Raw genomic sequence first — 467 nt, 5'->3', positions numbered from 1 at the left:
GCTACCGCGTGCGCATTGACGGCGACCGTGCCCCGGCGGATGCCGGTTACGCCTACCTGTGGGTGCGCCTCGCCAAACCCTACGGCGGCGACGGCTACGGCTGGCATATGCCGCTGACCGACGGCACCGAAGTGGCCATCGCCTTTGACGGCGGCGACCCCGACCGGCCGTATATCGCCGCCGCGCTGCACGACTCTGAACATCCCGACCACGTGACCGGACTTAACCACACCCGCAACGTTCTGCGCACCCCGTCAAATAACAAGCTGCGGATGGAGGACCGGCGCGGTGAGGAGCACATCAAACTCGCCACCGAATACGGCAAAACCCAGCTGAACTCCGGGCATATCGTCGATGCGCAGAACGCGCCGCGCGGCGAAGGTTTTGAGCTGCGCACCGATGAACACGGCGTCCTGCGCGGCGGTAAGGGCGTCTTTCTCAGCGCGGACGCCCAGCCGCAGGGTCAG

At 66.4% G+C, this 467-nt stretch carries 1 protein-coding gene; it reads left to right on the top strand.

What is annotated here, in order from left to right; translation table 11 throughout:
- The coding region (locus tag AACU55_RS20620) for a type VI secretion system Vgr family protein (RefSeq protein ID WP_205960168.1) at positions 1–467 on the top strand (467 nt) is incomplete at both ends.

The organism is Rahnella sp. CJA17(1/100) (assembly GCF_963881615.1).
Taxonomy (GTDB): domain Bacteria; phylum Pseudomonadota; class Gammaproteobacteria; order Enterobacterales; family Enterobacteriaceae; genus Rahnella; species Rahnella aceris.
Note: the sequence above shows the minus strand (reverse complement) of the source record. Positions and strands in the feature narration are given on the sequence as shown.